Below are 14,783 nucleotides of genomic sequence, written 5' to 3' on the forward strand. Positions count from 1 at the left end.
CCTGAGCACACCACCTTCCCTGTGGGAGCCGGCTTGCCGGCGATTGGGCTGCAAAGCAGCCCCACTTTCAACCCGCGCTACGAGCACTTAGCCGCTGCCCCTCAACCCCCGGCTCATCATGCAGCGATATCCGCGAAGTCTCCGGCAACGCCAACCCCCCCACCAGCGCCACCAAGGCAATCACCACCAAATAGAACGCCGGCGCCAGGCTGCTGCCGGTCTGCCCGATCAGCCAGGTCGCCACCAGCGGCGCGGTGCCGCCAAACAAGGTGTAAGCCACGTTGTAGGTGATCGCCGAGGCGGTATAGCGGGTACGGGTCGGGAAACTCTCCGACAGCAGCGCCGCCGTGACCACGCCACTGCACAGCGCCCCCACCGCCAGCAGAATCACCCCCAGCAGCGCCCCCGACATCGACCCGGAACTGGCCAGCCAGTACGCCGGAAACACGCACAGCATCACCCACAGGCAGGTGAAGCCGATGGTCTTGCGCCGCCCCACGCGGTCCGAGAACGCCCCGGCCAGCGGGCAGCCTGCCGCCGCGAACAGCAAGGCCACCGTGGTCACCAGCAGCGACTGGGCGCGGGTGAGGTTGCCGACCAGTTGCAGGTAAGTGGCGAAGTAGGTGGTGAACATGTAGAACGACAGCGCGGTCAGCGAAATGAACGCCCCCAGGTTGCGAATGGCCCGGCCATGGCTGCGCAAGGTTTCCTTGAGCGGCGAGTGTTCATGGGCCTTGCCCTCGGCCAGCGCCTGGCGGAAGGCCGGGGTTTCTTCCATGCGCCAGCGCAGGTACAACCCCACCAGCCCCAGTGGCGCGGCCACCAGAAACGGCACGCGCCAGCCCCAGCTGCTCATCGCTTCGGCCGACAGGCTGGCTTCCAGGCCATAGGCGATTACCGCCGCGCAGGCGAATGCGGAAAAGGTCGACACCGGCACGAAGCTGCCATAGAACGCCCGTCGGTTGCGCGGCGCGTGCTCCATCAGGTACGCGCAGGCCCCGGCGTACTCGCCGCCGGCGGAAAAGCCCTGCAGGCAGCGCGCCAGGGTCAGCAGCGCCGGCGCGGCGAGGCCGATGCTGGCGTAGGTCGGCAGTAGGCCGATCAGGGTGGTGGAGCCGGCCATCAGCAGGATGGTCAGCGACAGGATGCGCTTGCGCCCCAGCCGGTCGCCCAGGGCACCGAAGACGATGCCGCCCAGTGGCCGCAAGGCGAAGGCCACGGCGAACACGGCAAAGGTCTTGAGCAACGCCACGCTGGCATCGCCGCTGGCGAAGAACTGGCTGGCGATCAGGGTGGCGAGAAAGCCGTAGACCGCGAAGTCGAACCATTCGACGAAATTGCCGATGGCCGAGGCGGCGATGACCCGGCGAAGGGTGGCGGGGGATACCTCATGAGATGCGCACATGTGCAGGTGCTCCGGTTCCATAGGCAGCCTGAAGGAACGTGAGGCGGTCGAGGCCGCGTCATCGATGTTGTACCGGCAGTAGACCGGGGTGTGCGGGGTGGCGCTTCTTCATGGGCGACATCGGGATATCTGTTCTGGCCGGGCAGGCCCTATCGCCGGCAAGCCGGCTCCCACAGGCACAGCACAGGCCTTGAAAACTATGATGTCCCTGTGGGAACCGGCTTGCCGGCGATAGGGTCTGCGCAGGCGCCAACCCATGCGCTAGAGTCTGTGGCTGCAGTTACAACAAGGAGCCGACCATGGCCCAGAACATCTACGACAACCCCGACTTCTTCGCCGGCTACAGCCAGCTGCCGCGCCAGCAGCTGGGCCTGGACGGCGCGCCGGAATGGCCGGCGATTCGCGCCATGCTGCCCAGCCTTCGCGGCAAGCGCGTGGTCGACCTTGGCTGCGGTTTCGGCTGGGCCTCGCGCTGGATGCGCGAACAAGGCGCCGCCTCGGTGCTGGGCCTGGACCTGTCGCAGAAAATGCTCGAACGCGCCCGCCGCGACACCCATGACCCGGCCATCGAATACCGCAGCGCCGACCTCGACCAACTGCAGCTGCCGCCGGCCGCCTTCGACCTGGCCTACAGCGCACTGACCTTCCACTACGTCCAGGACTTCGCCCGCCTGCTGCGCACCCTCGCCCAGGCCTTGGCCCCGGGTGGCCACCTGGTGTTCACCGTCGAGCACCCGATCTACATGGCCGCCGCCCACCCGCAGTGGTTCAAGGACGCGGACGGCCGCCCGACCTGGCCGGTCAATGGCTACGCGAACGAGGGCGAACGGCGCACCGACTGGTTTGCCAAGGGCGTGCTGAAGTACCACCGCACCCTGGCCAGCACCCTCAATACGCTGATCGACGCCGGGTTGCGGATAAACCGGGTCGAGGAATTCGCGCCCAGCGCCGAGCAGGTGGCCGCGATGCCATCACTGGCCGAGGAGCGCGAGCGGCCGATGATGTTGCTGGTGGCCGCACAGCGCTGAAACCGAGCAGGCCGGCCTGCTCATCTGCCCGTCAGAAACGCATGTCCAGCGCCACCTCGAAGGTCCTCGGTGCGCCCATGTAGTACTGCAGCCCGTAGGCCTGCTTGGCATACACCTCGTCGGTCAGGTTGCGCACCCGCCCGGTGAGCGTGGTGTGCTCGTCCAGCCGGTAGCGGGCGAAGGCGCCGAACAGGGTATAGGCCGGGGCCTTGAGGGTATTGGCGTTGTCGGCATACACCGAACCCACGTAGCGCCCATCCATGCCCACCGACCAGGCGGGGTTGAAGCTGTAGGTCAGCCACAGGTTGGCGACGTTGGCCGGCACGTTGACCGGGTTGTTGCCCTCGCGCGACACCGACACGCCGTTGACGGCCTCGTTGAAGGTGTCGTACTTGGCGTCCACATACGCATAGTTGGCCTCGGCCAGCAGCTTGGCCGTCACCTGCAGGCGCCCGGCCAGCTCGATGCCGCGGGAGGTCTGCTGGCCGGCCTGGACCGTGAGATTGGGGTCGACCGAATCGCGCACGGCAAAGTCCTTGCGCACGATCTGGTACAGCGCCACCGTCGCCGCGCCGCGCCCGTCGAGGAAATCGAACTTGCTGCCCACTTCCCACTGCTCGCCCTTGGACAGGTCGTACAGGCCGACATTGGAATAGGTGGCCGCAGCCAGCGAGCCGGCCGGCAGGTCGGCGGCGGTGCTGTACTGGGCATAGACGCTGGCCGACGGGGTGAGCGCGTAGGTCAGGCCGATGCGCCCGGACAGCGGCTCCCAGCGCCGCTCGAAGTAGGCCGGCGAGGTGGGGGTGACGGCGCCGTAGTTGGTCACCTGCATGTCCAGGTAGTCGTAGCGCAGGGCGGTCAGCAGGGCCAGGCGCTCGGTCAGCTGCAGGCGGTTTTCGGCGAACACGGCGCGGTTGGTCAGCTCATGGCGGCGCTGCTTGGTCAGGCCGGCATTGACCCCGGGAATGTCGTCGAAGCTGCCCGGGTCGAAGTGCTCGGGGTCGACCACGTCGGTGTAGCTGCCCGAGGTCGGGTACAGGGTCTGGCGCATGCGCGAATAGTCCAGGCCCAGCGACCACTGGCTGGCCAGGCCGAACAGGTGGTTGTCATGGCGCAGTTCGATGCGGTCGCCCAGCACGTTCTGGTCGTGGCGTTGCAGGTAGGGGCTGGCGCGCTGCACATCGCCGTTCGGGGTGTAGCTGTAACGCTCCAGGTTGCGGTAGTCGCGCTGGGCGTTGTAGTGGTACAGCGTGTTCTGCACGCTGGTGCTGTCGCTGAGCTGGTAATCGAGGATCGAGCGCAACCAGCGCACCCGCTGCTCGTAACGCCCGTCGGCGACGTTGTAGTTTTCGAAGCGGCGGCTGTTGTCGATCTTCATGGTGCTGCGCCCGGGCAGGATCGGCGAGCCCCAGTACGGGCTGTCCTCGCGGTCTTCCTGATACTCCAGCGCCAGGGTGTGGGTGAGGTTGGGGGTGAGGTCGCTGAGCAGCGAAAACGCCAGGCTGTCGGTTTGCCGCTCGTTGCGGTCGATGTAGCCGTTGCCGCTGCCATGGCTGTAGTCCAGGCGCATGAAGTGGCGGGCGTCGGCGGGGTTGCTGGCCAGCGCCTGGTTGATGCCGAAGGCCACTTCCGCGTCGTCGAAGCTGCCATAGCGCACACGGCCGTCGATGATCTGTTGGTCGCGGCTGGCGAGCTTGGTGATGTAGTTGATCGAGCCGCCGACCGAGCCTGCGCCATGCAAGAACGACGACGGGCCGCCGAGCAGTTCGACGCGGTCCAGCACCCAGGCATCCACCGGCCGCGTGGCGCTGCTGTAGCCCAGGTTGATGCCGTTGTAGAGCTGGGTGACCTGGTTCTGGGTGAAGCCGCGGTAGCTGACGAAGCCGCCGTAGCCTGGGTTGGCCGAGGCGTTGACGCCGGTCATGGCGTTGATCACGTCCTGGCTGTCCTTGGCGCCGCGCTCTTCGATCACGCGCCGGTCCGACACGCTCACCGAGGCGGGCGTTTCGCGGGCGGTCAGGCCCAACCGGGAGCCGGTGCGGATGGGTTCATCCAGCTGCACGCCGGAGGGCGCTTCGCGCTCGCCGTCGATGGTGGTGGCGCTCAGTTCAACGGCGGCATCGTCCGCCCAGGCAAAGGTGCAGGTGCCCATGAGGAGCACCAGGGAGGTATTGCGAAACATGTTTTTATGTCTTCCACGCAAGGGTCATGGCTGACCACGCACGCGCGCAGGCGCGCCCGGCTTATCAGTGGTCAGGCGAAATGCAAGGCTGCAGCGGGGAAGACGGCGGGGGAGGCGCGGGGGTTGAGGGCAGGGCGTTGGTAGCGTGGCGGCGGCTGCGCCCAGCTGCGCACCACGATCGGCGAGCTGGCGGCGCTGTGGGCCGGGGCGAACGACCAGCCGGCGCTGCTCAGCGGCACGGCCATGCCGAACGAGGAACACACCGGGCAGTCGAGCTGGGCCATGTGCTGGTCGCCGCCGGCGCCATCGAGGTCGATGGCCACGCCGTGCTCGCTGTTGATCGAGCAGAACCCGCCTTCCAGGCCGGCCAGGCGCAGGCCGCCCATCTGGCCATGGTGCAGGCCGCACAGCAATAGGCTGAACAGGACGCTGGCATAGAGCGTCCAGGCGGTCAGCGTGCGGGTCTGCCGGGTGGTTTTCATGGCGGCGAATCTACCACCCGGACGAACGGTCGGGTAGCCCTTGGGCGCGGCAGGTTGTCGCAGCTAGGCGGCCCGCTCCAGGGCATCGAGCAGCTCGACGAACTCCTGCGCCAGCCTGTGCCGCGGCGCCAGGTGCACCAGCGGCACCGATACCTGGTGCGATTCACGCATCTTGATCGAGCTGCTCAGGTACACCGGCAACACCGGCAGGCCTTCGCTGCGCAGCTGATCGACCAGGGTCTGGTGCAACGCCGTGCGCCCGGCGAACTGGTTGACCACCACGCCTTCGACCTGCAGCGCCGGGTTGTGGTCCTGGCGCAGCTCCTCGACTTCGGCCATGACGCTGTACAGCGCCTGGCGCGAGAAGCTGTCGCAGTCGAATGGAATCAGCAGGCGCTCGGCCGCCACCAGGGCGCTGAAGGTGTAGAAGTTCAGCGCAGGCGGGGTGTCGATGTAGATGCGCTCGTAGTCTTCGCCCAGCTCCACCAGCAGCTTGCGCAGCTTGTTGATCTTGAACTTGCTCTCCAGCTTGCTCTGCAGGTCGCTGAGGTCGGGGCTGGCAGTGACCAGGTGCAGGTTGGGGTAGCGCGTCTGGGTGATCGCCACGCGGTGCTTCTTGCCGGCGGCGAGCGTGGGCGAGAGGGTCTGGCGGAAGAAGTCGGCGATGCCGGCGGGGATGGCGTCGTCGGTCAGCCCGGTGAGGTAGTAGGTGGCGTTGGCCTGCGGGTCGAGGTCGACCAGCAGTGTGCGATAGCCCTCGGCGGCGCTGGCTGCGGCCAGGTTGCAGGCAATGCTCGATTTGCCCACGCCACCTTTCTGATTGAAAACCACACGACGCATGAGACGCTCATCCATGAAGGGGGAAATGTCAGGTTGGGGTCAATCCTATGACCGAAAGACGACAGTTTTATGACAACACTTGTTACAACTAGCGTAGTAGAGCTTTTTCTTCCTGCTCGGCCAATTCGTCCTCCACCTGCTGCATGCGCTGCTCGGCCAGTGCCTGCACCTTCGGATCGCGCGCGGTCTCGCGCATCAGCCGGGTGAGCTTGGCGCTCAGTTGCTGGCCCGCTTCGGTGTCTTCCATGGCCCGGGCCTTGGCCGGGTCGCGGGTGGCGGCGACGATGCTGGCGAATTCGGCGTCGCTGAAGTTCTGCTCGCTGTAGAGCTTGAACAGGTCCTGGCGCTGGTCCTCGACCGTGAGGTGCTTGCGCAGGACCGCGCCGATGGCCTGCTGGTCGAGCTGCGGGTGGGTGCGCTGCAGCAGCGCGGCCATGCGCTCGATGTTGTGCTCGTAGGCTTCCTGCAAGGGCAGGTTGGCCAGGATCTGTGCTTCACGGGTGGGCTTCTGGTCGCAGGCGCAGAGCGCGGCAGCGAACAGCAGGGGCAACAGCAACTTCGGCAAGCGGGGCATGGAGGTGGGCCTTGGGCGGGTGTTTCAGAGCGGCGATTATAGCGGGGCGCCCGGGCAATTGCGCCGGGCACCGTGCGGGCGATTCAAGGCGTGCCGTTGCGGCCGTGGGCGACGAAGCCGGGGCGTGCGGTGAGGCGCTCGAAGTACGCGCTCACCGCTGGCAGCGGCGGGTGCTCGAAGGGCGTCTCGAACCAGCGGTTCACCGACAGCCCGATGGGGATGTCGGCCAGGGTGAAGTGCTCACCTGCCACGTAGGCACCGGTGGCGGCGAGCTGGCGCTCGAGGATCTGCATGTTGTGCGCCCATTGCGCGCAGCCCTCGGCCAGCGCCTGCGGGTCCTGGTGCGCCGGGGAGTGGCGTACCAGCGACTGGAAGGCATAGCTCCAGGCGCGGTTCAGGTCCGAGGCCTGCCAGTCGATCCACTGGTCCACGCGGGCCCGGGCGATTGCCTCGGTGGGGTAGCAGGCGGCCTCGCCATAGCGGTTGGCGAGGTAGCGGATGATGCTGTTGGATTCCCAAAGAGTGAAGTCGCCATCCTGGATCACCGGCACCATGGCGTTGGGGTTGAGGGCGATAAATTCCGCGCTGCTGGTGGGCTTGAAGCCCGTGCCCCAGTCTTCGCGCTGGAACGGGATATCGAATTCGACGCAGGCCCAGAGGACCTTGCGCACGTTGATGGAAGACGCTCTGCCCAGTATCCGTAACATGCCGTGGTCCTTGCTCGGGGAAGCGCCGATCGTCCGACAGGCCATGATCTGGGTCAAGGGGCTGGGTGAAAACTACCCAGGGCTGTGCCGAATTGGTGCATATTTGCCTCCAAATAAGTCACGCAGCACACATCGATCGCGCCCGATCGGCGCTTTACTGTGCATGTTGCACCGGTTTTCCTATGCCTCGCGCCTGCTTTTTTCGGCTTTTCCAGCCCCTGCAAAAGCGGCCCGCATATTGCTCTTGCCGCTGCACCTACTACCCGGAGCACCCCGACCATGAGCTCACCCTCCGAATTCCCCCTGTGCGAAGCGCCCCAGCATGCGCGCAAGGGCCTGTTGCCGATCGCCATGGTGCTGTTCAGCTTCACCTTCTTCACCGGCACCATGTTCGCCGGCGGCAAGCTGGGCATGGCCTTCGGCTTCGTCGACATGCTCTGGGTCGCCGTCATCGGCAACAGCCTGCTGGCGCTGTATGCCGCAGCCCTGGCGTTCATCGCTTCGCGCAGCGGGCTCAATACCGTGCTCATGGGCCGCTTCTGCTTCGGTGAGGCGGGCAGCCGGCTTTCGGACTTTCTGCTCGGTTTCGCCGAACTTGGCTGGTACGCCTGGGGCACCGCCACGGTGGCCATCGTGCTGGTCAAGCTGCTGGGGCTGGCGCCTGGCTTCACGGTGCCGCTGATGGTGCTGTTCGGGCTGGGCTTCAGCATTACCGCCATCGTCGGCTTCAAGGGCCTGGACCTGCTGTCGCGGGTGTCGGTGCCGCTGATGTTCGCGCTGCTGGTGATCTCCATGGTGATCGCCACCCGTGATGTCGGCGGCCTGCAGCAGCTCGCCGCGCTGGTGCCGCATGAAACCCTGACCTTCTCGGCCGCAGTGACCATGGTCTTCGGCACCTTCGCCAGCGGCGCCACCCAGGCCACCAACTGGACGCGCCTGTCGCGCAGCGGGCGGGTGGCAGTCACCGCCAGCATCGTCGCGTTCCTGCTCGGCAACGGCCTGATGGTGGTGGCGGGGGCCTGGTGCGCGATGGTCTACCAGCAGGCCGACATCGTCGAGGTGATGATGCTTCAGGGCCTGTCGTTCGCGGCGGTGGTGATGCTCTGCCTGAACCTGTGGACCATCCAGGGGCCGACCATCTACAACGTCTCGGCGGCGGCCTGCCACCTGCTGCGCAGCGAACGCCGGCGCAGCATGACCCTGGCAGCCGCGGGTGTCGGCATCCTGCTGGCGATCGGTGGCATGTACGAAATGCTGATCCCGTTCCTGGTGCTGCTGGGCTCGATCATCCCGCCGGTGGGCGGGGTGATCATGGCCGACTTCTGGTACCGCCACCGTGGCAAGTACCCGGCGCTGGCCTCGGTCAGCCTGCCGCGCTACAACGTTGCCGGGCTGTTCGCCTATGCTGTCGGCGCGGTGCTGGCCTACGCCTCGCCCTGGGTCGCGCCGCTGGTGGGCATCAGCGCCTCGGCGCTGTGCTACATCCTGCTGCTCGAGCTGCGTGGCCGGCGCCAGGTACTGGGCCAGGCCGAGGCCGAGCAGTGAGCCTGGCACTTGAACAACTGCTGTGCCTGCCGGGCCTGCAAGACATGCGCGTGCGCGCCGGCGCCCGCCACCTGCAGCGGCGCGTGCGCTGGCCCTACGTGGCGGAGAACGAAGGCATCGCCGAATGGGTGATGGGCGGCGAGCTGGTGTTCGTCACCGGCATCAACCACCCGCGTGGCGAGGGCAACCTGCTGAGCCTGGTGGAGGATGGCGAGGCGGTGGGCATCGCCGGCATGGTGATCCTCACCGGTGGCTCGTTCATCCAGCGCATACCCCCTGCGGTCATCGCCCGCGCCGAGCAGCTGGGCCTGCCGCTGATCGAGCAGCCCTATGCGCTGAAGATGGTGGTGGTCACCCACCTGATCGGTACCGCGCTGGTGCAGATGACCCAGGAGCGGCGTTCGCGCAACGACATCCTTGGCCAGTTGCTGACCGGCGATTACCCCAGCCTGGCCATCGCCCGCCAGCGTGCGGCGCACCTGCAACTGGCGCTGGAGGGCCCACGCCGGCTGGTGGCGCTGCGCCTGTCGGCGGTCGACGGGCTGTTCGAACGGCACGGCCTGGCCCAGGGCGAGCGCCTGTGGCAAGGCACCCGGCAGGCACTGGAAGACGTGCTGGAAGCCTGGTGCCGCAGCCGGCCCGAAGCGGTCACGGCGCAATTGGCCGGGGACTTGTTCGTGCTGCTGTTGCCCGACGCGCCCGACCTGCGCGCAGCCCTGGCTGGCCTGTACCGGCAACTGGCCGAGCTGGCGGGCGAGATGGGCCTGTTCATGGGCCTTTCCAGCCCCGCCGAGGACTGTGCCCGCTACCGCCAGGCCCTGAACGAAGCGCGCCAGGCGCTGGAGGTGGCGCAGAACCTGCGCCCGGCCAGCGGCCTTTGCGACTTCAGCGAGCTGGGCGTGCTGCGCTTGCTGCAAGGGGTGGTCGACCGTTCGCTGCTCGACGACTTCGTCAGCCAGACCCTCGGCCCGCTGCGCAGCCCCGGGCGCAAGCAGCCCAATACCTTGTTGCACACCCTCGATGCCCTGCTCATGGAAAACGGCAACGGCCTCAAGGCCGGGCAGCGCCTGGGTGTGCACCGCAACACCATCAACCAACGGATGCAACGCATCGAACAACTGAGCGGGCAGTCCCTGGACGACCCGCTTTTTCGCATGAATGCTGCGGTCGCTATGCTGATATGGCGCATGACCGAAGCCCAAGGCAAGGAGTAACCCCATGAACATCATCAACGCACGCCTGCGCGGCAAGGCCGGCTTGTTCCGCATCGAACTGCAGGGCGAGCGCATCGCCGCCATCGTGCCCCAGGCCGCGGTTGTCGCTGCCGCCGGCGACGACCTGGACGCCCAGCAGAACCTGGTGGTGGCGCCCTTCGTCGAGCCGCACATCCACCTGGACGCGACCCTCACCGCAGGCGAGCCGAACTGGAACATGAGCGGCACCCTGTTCGAAGGCATCGAGCGCTGGGCCGAGCGCAAGGCGATCACTACCCACGACGACATCAAGACCCGCGCCAAGAAGACCATCGGCATGCTGGTGGACCACGGTATCCAGCATGTGCGCACCCACGTCGACGTCACCGACCCCAAGCTCACCGCGCTCAAGGCCATGGTCGAGGTGCGCGAGGAAGTGCGCGCGCTGGTCGACCTGCAGATCGTCGCCTTCCCCCAGGAGGGCATCGAGTCGTATGCCAACGGCCGGGCGCTGATGACCGAGGCGGTGGCCATGGGCGCCGATGTGGTGGGCGGCATCCCGCACTTTGAAAACACCCGCGACCAGGGCGTGTCGTCGGTGAAGTTCCTGATGGAGCTGGCCGAGCGCACCGGTTGCCTGGTGGATGTGCATTGCGACGAGACCGACGACCCGCAGTCGCGTTTTCTCGAGGTGCTGGCCGAAGAGGCGAGGGTACGTGGCATGGGCGCGCGGGTGACGGCGAGCCACACCACGGCCATGGGCTCGTATGACAATGCCTACTGCTCCAAGCTGTTCCGCTTGCTGAAGATGTCGGGCATCAACTTCGTCTCGTGCCCGACCGAAAGCATCCACCTGCAGGGGCGCTTCGACACCTACCCGAAACGCCGCGGCCTGACCCGCGTGGCGGAAATCGACCGGGCCGGGATGAACGTCTGCTTTGGCCAGGATTCGATCGTCGACCCGTGGTACCCGCTGGGCAACGGCAACATCCTGCGCATCCTCGAGGCCGGCCTGCACATCTGCCACATGCTCGGCTACGAGGACTTGCAGCGCTGCCTGGACCTGATCACCGACAACAGCGCCCGCACCCTCAACCTGGGTGAGCGCTATGGCATCGAAGTGGGGCGCCCGGCGAACCTTTTGTTGCTGTCGGCGGCCGATGACTACGAGATGGTCCGCAGCCAGGGGCATGCACGGGTGTCGGTGCGCCACGGCAAGGTGCTGATGCGGCGCACCCCGGCGCAGATCGAACGCTTCGCCTAAAGCATTCACCACCCTTTGTGGGAGCCGGCTTGCCGGCGATGCAGGCACCGCGGTGCAGGGCACCGGCTGCGCCGGTGATCGCCGGCAAGCCGGCTCCCACAATGACCGCGGTGTTTGCCCAGGTGCAGATATCCGTCCCCCGTGTGGCACCCACTCAAGCCAACTCCGGCGCAGATCGAGCGCTTCGCCTGAAGCGTTCACCACGCTTTTGTGGGAGCCGGCTTGCCGGCTCCCACAATGTCAGCGGTGTTTGCCCAGGCGCAGACATCCGCCGCCAGCTCTGGCATCGTATGGCACCGACTCAAGCCAAACTGCCAAGCCCCTATGGACTCGCTCTACCTCATCGCCCTCGGCGCCATCGTTGCCGGTTTCGTCCAGGGCCTTTCCGGCTTCGCCTTCGGCATGGTCGCCATGTCGTTCTGGGCCTGGGGCCTGGAGCCGCGCCTGGCGGCCTCGCTGACCGTGTTCGGCAGCCTCGCCGGCCAGCTGATCGCCGTGTTCAGCGTGCGCCGCGGCTTCAGCTGGCCGCTGTTGTGGCCCTTCGTGCTCGGCGGCCTGGCCGGCATCCCGCTGGGGGTGTGGGTGCTGCCGTACCTCAATATGCTCTGGTTCAAGGCCGTGTTCGGCACGCTGCTGGTGCTGTGGTGCCCGTTGATGCTGTTGGCGCCGCGCCTGCCCAGGCTGCCGGGCAACCGCCTGGCCGACGGCGCCGTGGGCATGCTCGGCGGGGCGCTGGGCGGCATCGGCGGCTTTACCGGCACAGTGCCTACACTGTGGTGTACCTTGCGCGGCTTCGAGCGTGATACCCAGCGCGCGGTCATCCAGAACTTCAACCTGTCGATGCTGGCGGTAACCATGCTCACCTACCTGGGCACCGGCGTGGTCACCCGCGACATGCTGCCCTCGTTCGGCGTGGTGCTGCTGGCCATGGCCCTGCCGGCGCTGTTCGGCACGCGGGTGTACCTGGGTATCAGCGAGCAAGCGTTCCGCCGCGTGGTGCTGGGTTTGCTGACCCTGTCCGGGGTGGCCATGCTGATGGCCTCGTTGCCCCAGTTGCTGGCCGCTTGAACTTGCCTGGGGGCGCCGAACTTGGCACCCTTTGGCCCGTTTCGCACTTACCGCTACAGAAGGAATCGCACCGTTGAGTTGGGACATCACCAGGAAACCCCTCGCGGCCACGCTGCTGGTCCTGATCGCCATGCTGCTGTTCTACGTGCTGTTCAAGAACAACGCGCGGCTGGATGCATCCCTGACCTACGCCTACCTCACCTACCCGAGCCAGTTCAGCGAGCGCATCAGCCGCGCCAACGAACAGCTCAAGTACGAACAGTTGCAGCCGCGCATCGACCGCATCGCCGAGGGCGCGTTGAACCCGGACCAGGTCGACCGCCTGGTGGAACTGGCCCAGGCGCCTTACGCGCAGTTGTTTGCCAAGCCGTTCGAAGCGGGCCTGGTGGACCACCGCACGGGCCTGCTGATCGACCTGCACAACAGCGGCGACACCGTGGTGCGCCAGGTCAAGATTCGCCTGCCGGCCAAGGGCCTGGTACAGGTCCGCGATGCGGCAGGCAACGACACCCTCTACGAAACCTCGACGCCCCAGGTCCAGATCGCCAGCATCGAAGCAGGTGGGGTGTACAAGGTGTGGGTCTATTTCGATGCCGACTATGCGCAGATCCGCCAGGGCGGCATCAGCATCAGCCACGCCGACGGCGCGGCTGATGTGCAGGTGTACCGCGAGTTCGCCGGCTTCCCGGCGCTGGTGGCGCGCTACAGCAGCGAACTGGTGATGCTGCTGGGCGTGCTGGTGCTGGGCGTGCTCGGGCTCGGGGCCTGCCTGGTGCGGCGGCGGGTGCCAGGCTTGCCTTCCTGAGTGAGCCCTGAGGGGCGTCAGTGAGCGCTGTCGTGCAGCGCCAGGCTTTCGCGCAGTTGCGCGACCATGGCGGTGCGCAGATCTTCCGGTGCCTGCACACGAATCGAACCTGCCTGGGACAGCAGCCAACCCATCAGCGCACGGCTGTCGTCGACCGTGGCCGCCAGCCTGGCGCCGCCGGTGCGCTGTGGCGCCAGCTGCATGTCTTCGGACAGCGGCTGGTCTTCCAGGCGCCGGGCAAGGCCGTCGTCCACCCAGGCGCGCAGTTCGATCTGCGCGGTGGGCGAAAGCTGGTCGGGTTGCAGCTGTTGCACTTCCTCCAGGCTCAACCCCGGTTGCCAGTACCAGCCATAAGGCATGCCCTTGCTGTTGCAGTGCACCGGAAACAGTGTGGCCAGCTCGTTGAGGTCACGCTCCACCGTGCGCTTGCTGGTCTTGTGCCCGGCCTTGGCCAGGGCGGCCTGCAACTGCAGGGCACTCATGCCGGGGTGGCGGTCGGGCAGCAACTTGAGCAGCTGCCACTGGCGGGCGATGGTATGGCGGGTAGGGTGGCTGGGCACGGGTCTCGTCCTTGAGCGCCGGGCGCAAGGTGCGCCCGCAGTGATGGCATATAGCTATTGTGCGTAGCATACCCGTTCACAGGATCGGATCCAAGTTCCAGCCCGGCCCACCCGTCAGTCCAGGCTGGCTTGCAACGCCTCGATGAACACCTCTTCGGCGCGGCTCAAACGCTGCTCCCGGTTCCATAGCAAGTGAATGTCCACATCGGCGATCCCCTCTTGCGGCGCCAGCTTCCACAACAGCCCCGCTGCCACGTCCGGCGCCACCACGTGCTCCGGCAGGCAGCCGATGCCGAAGCCTGCGATCACCAGCCGGCGCACTTCCTCAAGGCTTGGCGAAGAGGCCACGATGCGCCCGGAGAAGCCCTGCTGGTCGCGGAAGATGGTCAGCGGCGAGAGCATGCCGCCGATCTGGTCGCTGGTGAAACTGACGAAGTTCTCCCGCTGCAGGTCGCCTTCGGCCTGGCCGAACAGGGCATGGTGCTTGCCGCAGAAGAAGGCGTAGCGCTGGCGCAGGAACAGCCGCTGCTCCAGCCGCGGTTGTGGCCGGCGGTTGAGGCTCAGGCCTGCGGTGGCGGTCTTTTCCTGCAACGCGGCGACGATATCGGAGCTGCGCATCACGTCGATTTCCAGGTCCACCCGTGGGTGCAAACGGTGGAAATCGGCGAGAAAATCGTCGAAACGCTCGCTGACGATGCGGCTGATCATCAGCAACCGCACCTTGCCCACCAGCTCATCGGCCGGTTGCTCCAACAGGCCGCCGATCTGCGACATCTGCCCGTACACCTCGCCAGCCAGCTGGAACAGCTGCTCGCCCATGTCGGTGAGCACGAAGCGTGGCCCGCGGCGGGCAATCAGCTGGCGCCCCAGCTGGTCTTCCAGGCGCTTGAGGGCCTGGCTCACGGCCGGCTGGGTCAGGTGCAGGCGCGCGGCGGCGCGGCTGATCGACAGCTCCTGGCCGATCACGCGGAAGGTGCGCAGCAGGTTCCAGTCGAGGCGGTCGTTGAGCAGGCGGTCAGACATAGGGGGCTCGATGATAAGCGTGGTTAATAGTTCGAATAATAAATAGAAAATTGACTAATCATAGCCCCGGGCCGATAAATCGCAGTCAGCGCGCCGCCAGAGCGCCA

14 protein-coding genes are annotated in these 14,783 nt (G+C 66.7%); 6 read left to right on the top strand and 8 right to left on the bottom strand.

The window, feature by feature from the left end; translation table 11 throughout:
• Positions 1 to 67: 67 nt before the first annotated feature.
• Positions 68 to 1,405: an MFS transporter gene (locus ACIPG5_RS03205; RefSeq protein ID WP_401373290.1), complete on the bottom strand. Its 1,338-nt coding sequence runs from the start codon at positions 1,403 to 1,405 to the stop codon at positions 68 to 70.
• Between the two features lie 299 nt (positions 1,406 to 1,704).
• On the opposite strand from ACIPG5_RS03205, the gene ACIPG5_RS03210 reads away from it, so the two are divergent.
• Positions 1,705 to 2,433, top strand: coding sequence for a class I SAM-dependent methyltransferase (locus tag ACIPG5_RS03210; RefSeq protein ID WP_401373292.1), 729 nt, complete (start codon positions 1,705 to 1,707; stop codon positions 2,431 to 2,433).
• A 31-nt stretch (positions 2,434 to 2,464) separates the two neighbouring features.
• Here the strand turns inward: ACIPG5_RS03210 and ACIPG5_RS03215 are convergent, their stop codons facing one another.
• From ACIPG5_RS03215 to ACIPG5_RS03235, 5 genes are all read right to left on the bottom strand, one after another.
• On the bottom strand, positions 2,465 to 4,615 hold the full coding sequence (locus tag ACIPG5_RS03215) for a TonB-dependent receptor (RefSeq protein ID WP_401373294.1): 2,151 nt from the start codon (positions 4,613 to 4,615) through the stop codon (positions 2,465 to 2,467).
• A 71-nt stretch (positions 4,616 to 4,686) separates the two neighbouring features.
• A complete protein-coding gene (locus ACIPG5_RS03220) occupies positions 4,687 to 5,097 on the bottom strand; it encodes a DUF2946 family protein (protein ID WP_236193768.1) in 411 nt (136 codons plus the stop codon).
• 63 nt (positions 5,098 to 5,160) lie between these two features.
• Positions 5,161 to 5,937 (bottom strand): ParA family protein, encoded by a 777-nt coding sequence (locus tag ACIPG5_RS03225; protein ID WP_236238314.1) that lies wholly within the window; start codon positions 5,935 to 5,937, stop codon positions 5,161 to 5,163.
• A gap of 88 nt (positions 5,938 to 6,025) precedes the next feature.
• On the bottom strand, positions 6,026 to 6,511 hold the full coding sequence (locus ACIPG5_RS03230; RefSeq protein WP_401373297.1) for a hypothetical protein: 486 nt from the start codon (positions 6,509 to 6,511) through the stop codon (positions 6,026 to 6,028).
• Between the two features lie 83 nt (positions 6,512 to 6,594).
• On the bottom strand, positions 6,595 to 7,218 hold the full coding sequence (locus tag ACIPG5_RS03235) for a glutathione S-transferase family protein (RefSeq protein WP_401373299.1): 624 nt from the start codon (positions 7,216 to 7,218) through the stop codon (positions 6,595 to 6,597).
• Positions 7,219 to 7,497: 279 nt separating this feature from the next.
• Here ACIPG5_RS03235 and codB point away from each other — a divergent pair, with 279 nt between their 5' ends.
• The 5 genes from codB to ACIPG5_RS03260 all read left to right on the top strand — a co-directional run bounded on the left by codB (position 7,498) and on the right by ACIPG5_RS03260 (position 13,093).
• Positions 7,498 to 8,763, top strand: a complete 1,266-nt coding sequence (codB, locus tag ACIPG5_RS03240; RefSeq protein WP_176511297.1) for a cytosine permease — start codon at positions 7,498 to 7,500, stop codon at positions 8,761 to 8,763.
• Positions 8,760 to 9,977 carry a PucR family transcriptional regulator gene (locus tag ACIPG5_RS03245; protein WP_401373301.1) on the top strand — a complete coding sequence of 406 codons (1,218 nt, stop codon included), beginning with the start codon at positions 8,760 to 8,762 and terminating at the stop codon, positions 9,975 to 9,977. The genes codB and ACIPG5_RS03245 overlap by 4 nt, the downstream gene beginning before the upstream one ends.
• A gap of 4 nt (positions 9,978 to 9,981) precedes the next feature.
• Positions 9,982 to 11,220: a cytosine deaminase gene (codA, locus tag ACIPG5_RS03250; protein ID WP_401373303.1), complete on the top strand. Its 1,239-nt coding sequence runs from the start codon at positions 9,982 to 9,984 to the stop codon at positions 11,218 to 11,220.
• A gap of 324 nt (positions 11,221 to 11,544) precedes the next feature.
• The gene (locus ACIPG5_RS03255) at positions 11,545 to 12,288 is read left to right on the top strand and encodes a sulfite exporter TauE/SafE family protein (RefSeq protein WP_176511300.1); all 744 of its coding nucleotides are present in this window, start codon (positions 11,545 to 11,547) and stop codon (positions 12,286 to 12,288) included.
• A 73-nt stretch (positions 12,289 to 12,361) separates the two neighbouring features.
• Entirely contained in the window at positions 12,362 to 13,093 is a 732-nt protein-coding gene (locus ACIPG5_RS03260) for a hypothetical protein (protein WP_401373305.1), read from the top strand.
• A 17-nt stretch (positions 13,094 to 13,110) separates the two neighbouring features.
• Here ACIPG5_RS03260 and ACIPG5_RS03265 read toward each other — a convergent pair whose 3' ends face one another.
• Complete coding sequence (locus ACIPG5_RS03265) at positions 13,111 to 13,653, bottom strand: WYL domain-containing protein (RefSeq protein ID WP_176511302.1); 543 nt, start codon at positions 13,651 to 13,653, stop codon at positions 13,111 to 13,113.
• Positions 13,654 to 13,767: 114 nt separating this feature from the next.
• Entirely contained in the window at positions 13,768 to 14,676 is a 909-nt protein-coding gene (locus ACIPG5_RS03270) for a LysR family transcriptional regulator (RefSeq protein ID WP_176511303.1), read from the bottom strand.
• Between the last annotated feature and the right edge of the window lie 107 nt (positions 14,677 to 14,783).

Origin of the sequence: Pseudomonas sp. NPDC087029, assembly GCF_044745345.1 — a bacterium.
In the GTDB taxonomy this organism is placed as follows: domain Bacteria; phylum Pseudomonadota; class Gammaproteobacteria; order Pseudomonadales; family Pseudomonadaceae; genus Aquipseudomonas; species Aquipseudomonas faucium.

Bases quoted from the DNA above. Each gene is read 5' to 3' on its own strand.
- ACIPG5_RS03205 (WP_401373290.1), bottom strand. From the start codon at position 1,405: ATGTGCGCATCTCATGAGGTATCCCCCGCCACCCTTCGCCGGGTCATC.
- ACIPG5_RS03210 (WP_401373292.1), top strand. From the start codon at position 1,705: ATGGCCCAGAACATCTACGACAACCCCGACTTCTTCGCCGGCTACAGC.
- ACIPG5_RS03215 (WP_401373294.1), bottom strand. From the start codon at position 4,615: ATGTTTCGCAATACCTCCCTGGTGCTCCTCATGGGCACCTGCACCTTT.
- ACIPG5_RS03220 (WP_236193768.1), bottom strand. From the start codon at position 5,097: ATGAAAACCACCCGGCAGACCCGCACGCTGACCGCCTGGACGCTCTAT.
- ACIPG5_RS03225 (WP_236238314.1), bottom strand. From the start codon at position 5,937: ATGCGTCGTGTGGTTTTCAATCAGAAAGGTGGCGTGGGCAAATCGAGC.
- ACIPG5_RS03230 (WP_401373297.1), bottom strand. From the start codon at position 6,511: ATGCCCCGCTTGCCGAAGTTGCTGTTGCCCCTGCTGTTCGCTGCCGCG.
- ACIPG5_RS03235 (WP_401373299.1), bottom strand. From the start codon at position 7,218: ATGTTACGGATACTGGGCAGAGCGTCTTCCATCAACGTGCGCAAGGTC.
- codB (WP_176511297.1), top strand. From the start codon at position 7,498: ATGAGCTCACCCTCCGAATTCCCCCTGTGCGAAGCGCCCCAGCATGCG.
- codA (WP_401373303.1), top strand. From the start codon at position 9,982: ATGAACATCATCAACGCACGCCTGCGCGGCAAGGCCGGCTTGTTCCGC.
- ACIPG5_RS03255 (WP_176511300.1), top strand. From the start codon at position 11,545: ATGGACTCGCTCTACCTCATCGCCCTCGGCGCCATCGTTGCCGGTTTC.
- ACIPG5_RS03270 (WP_176511303.1), bottom strand. From the start codon at position 14,676: ATGTCTGACCGCCTGCTCAACGACCGCCTCGACTGGAACCTGCTGCGC.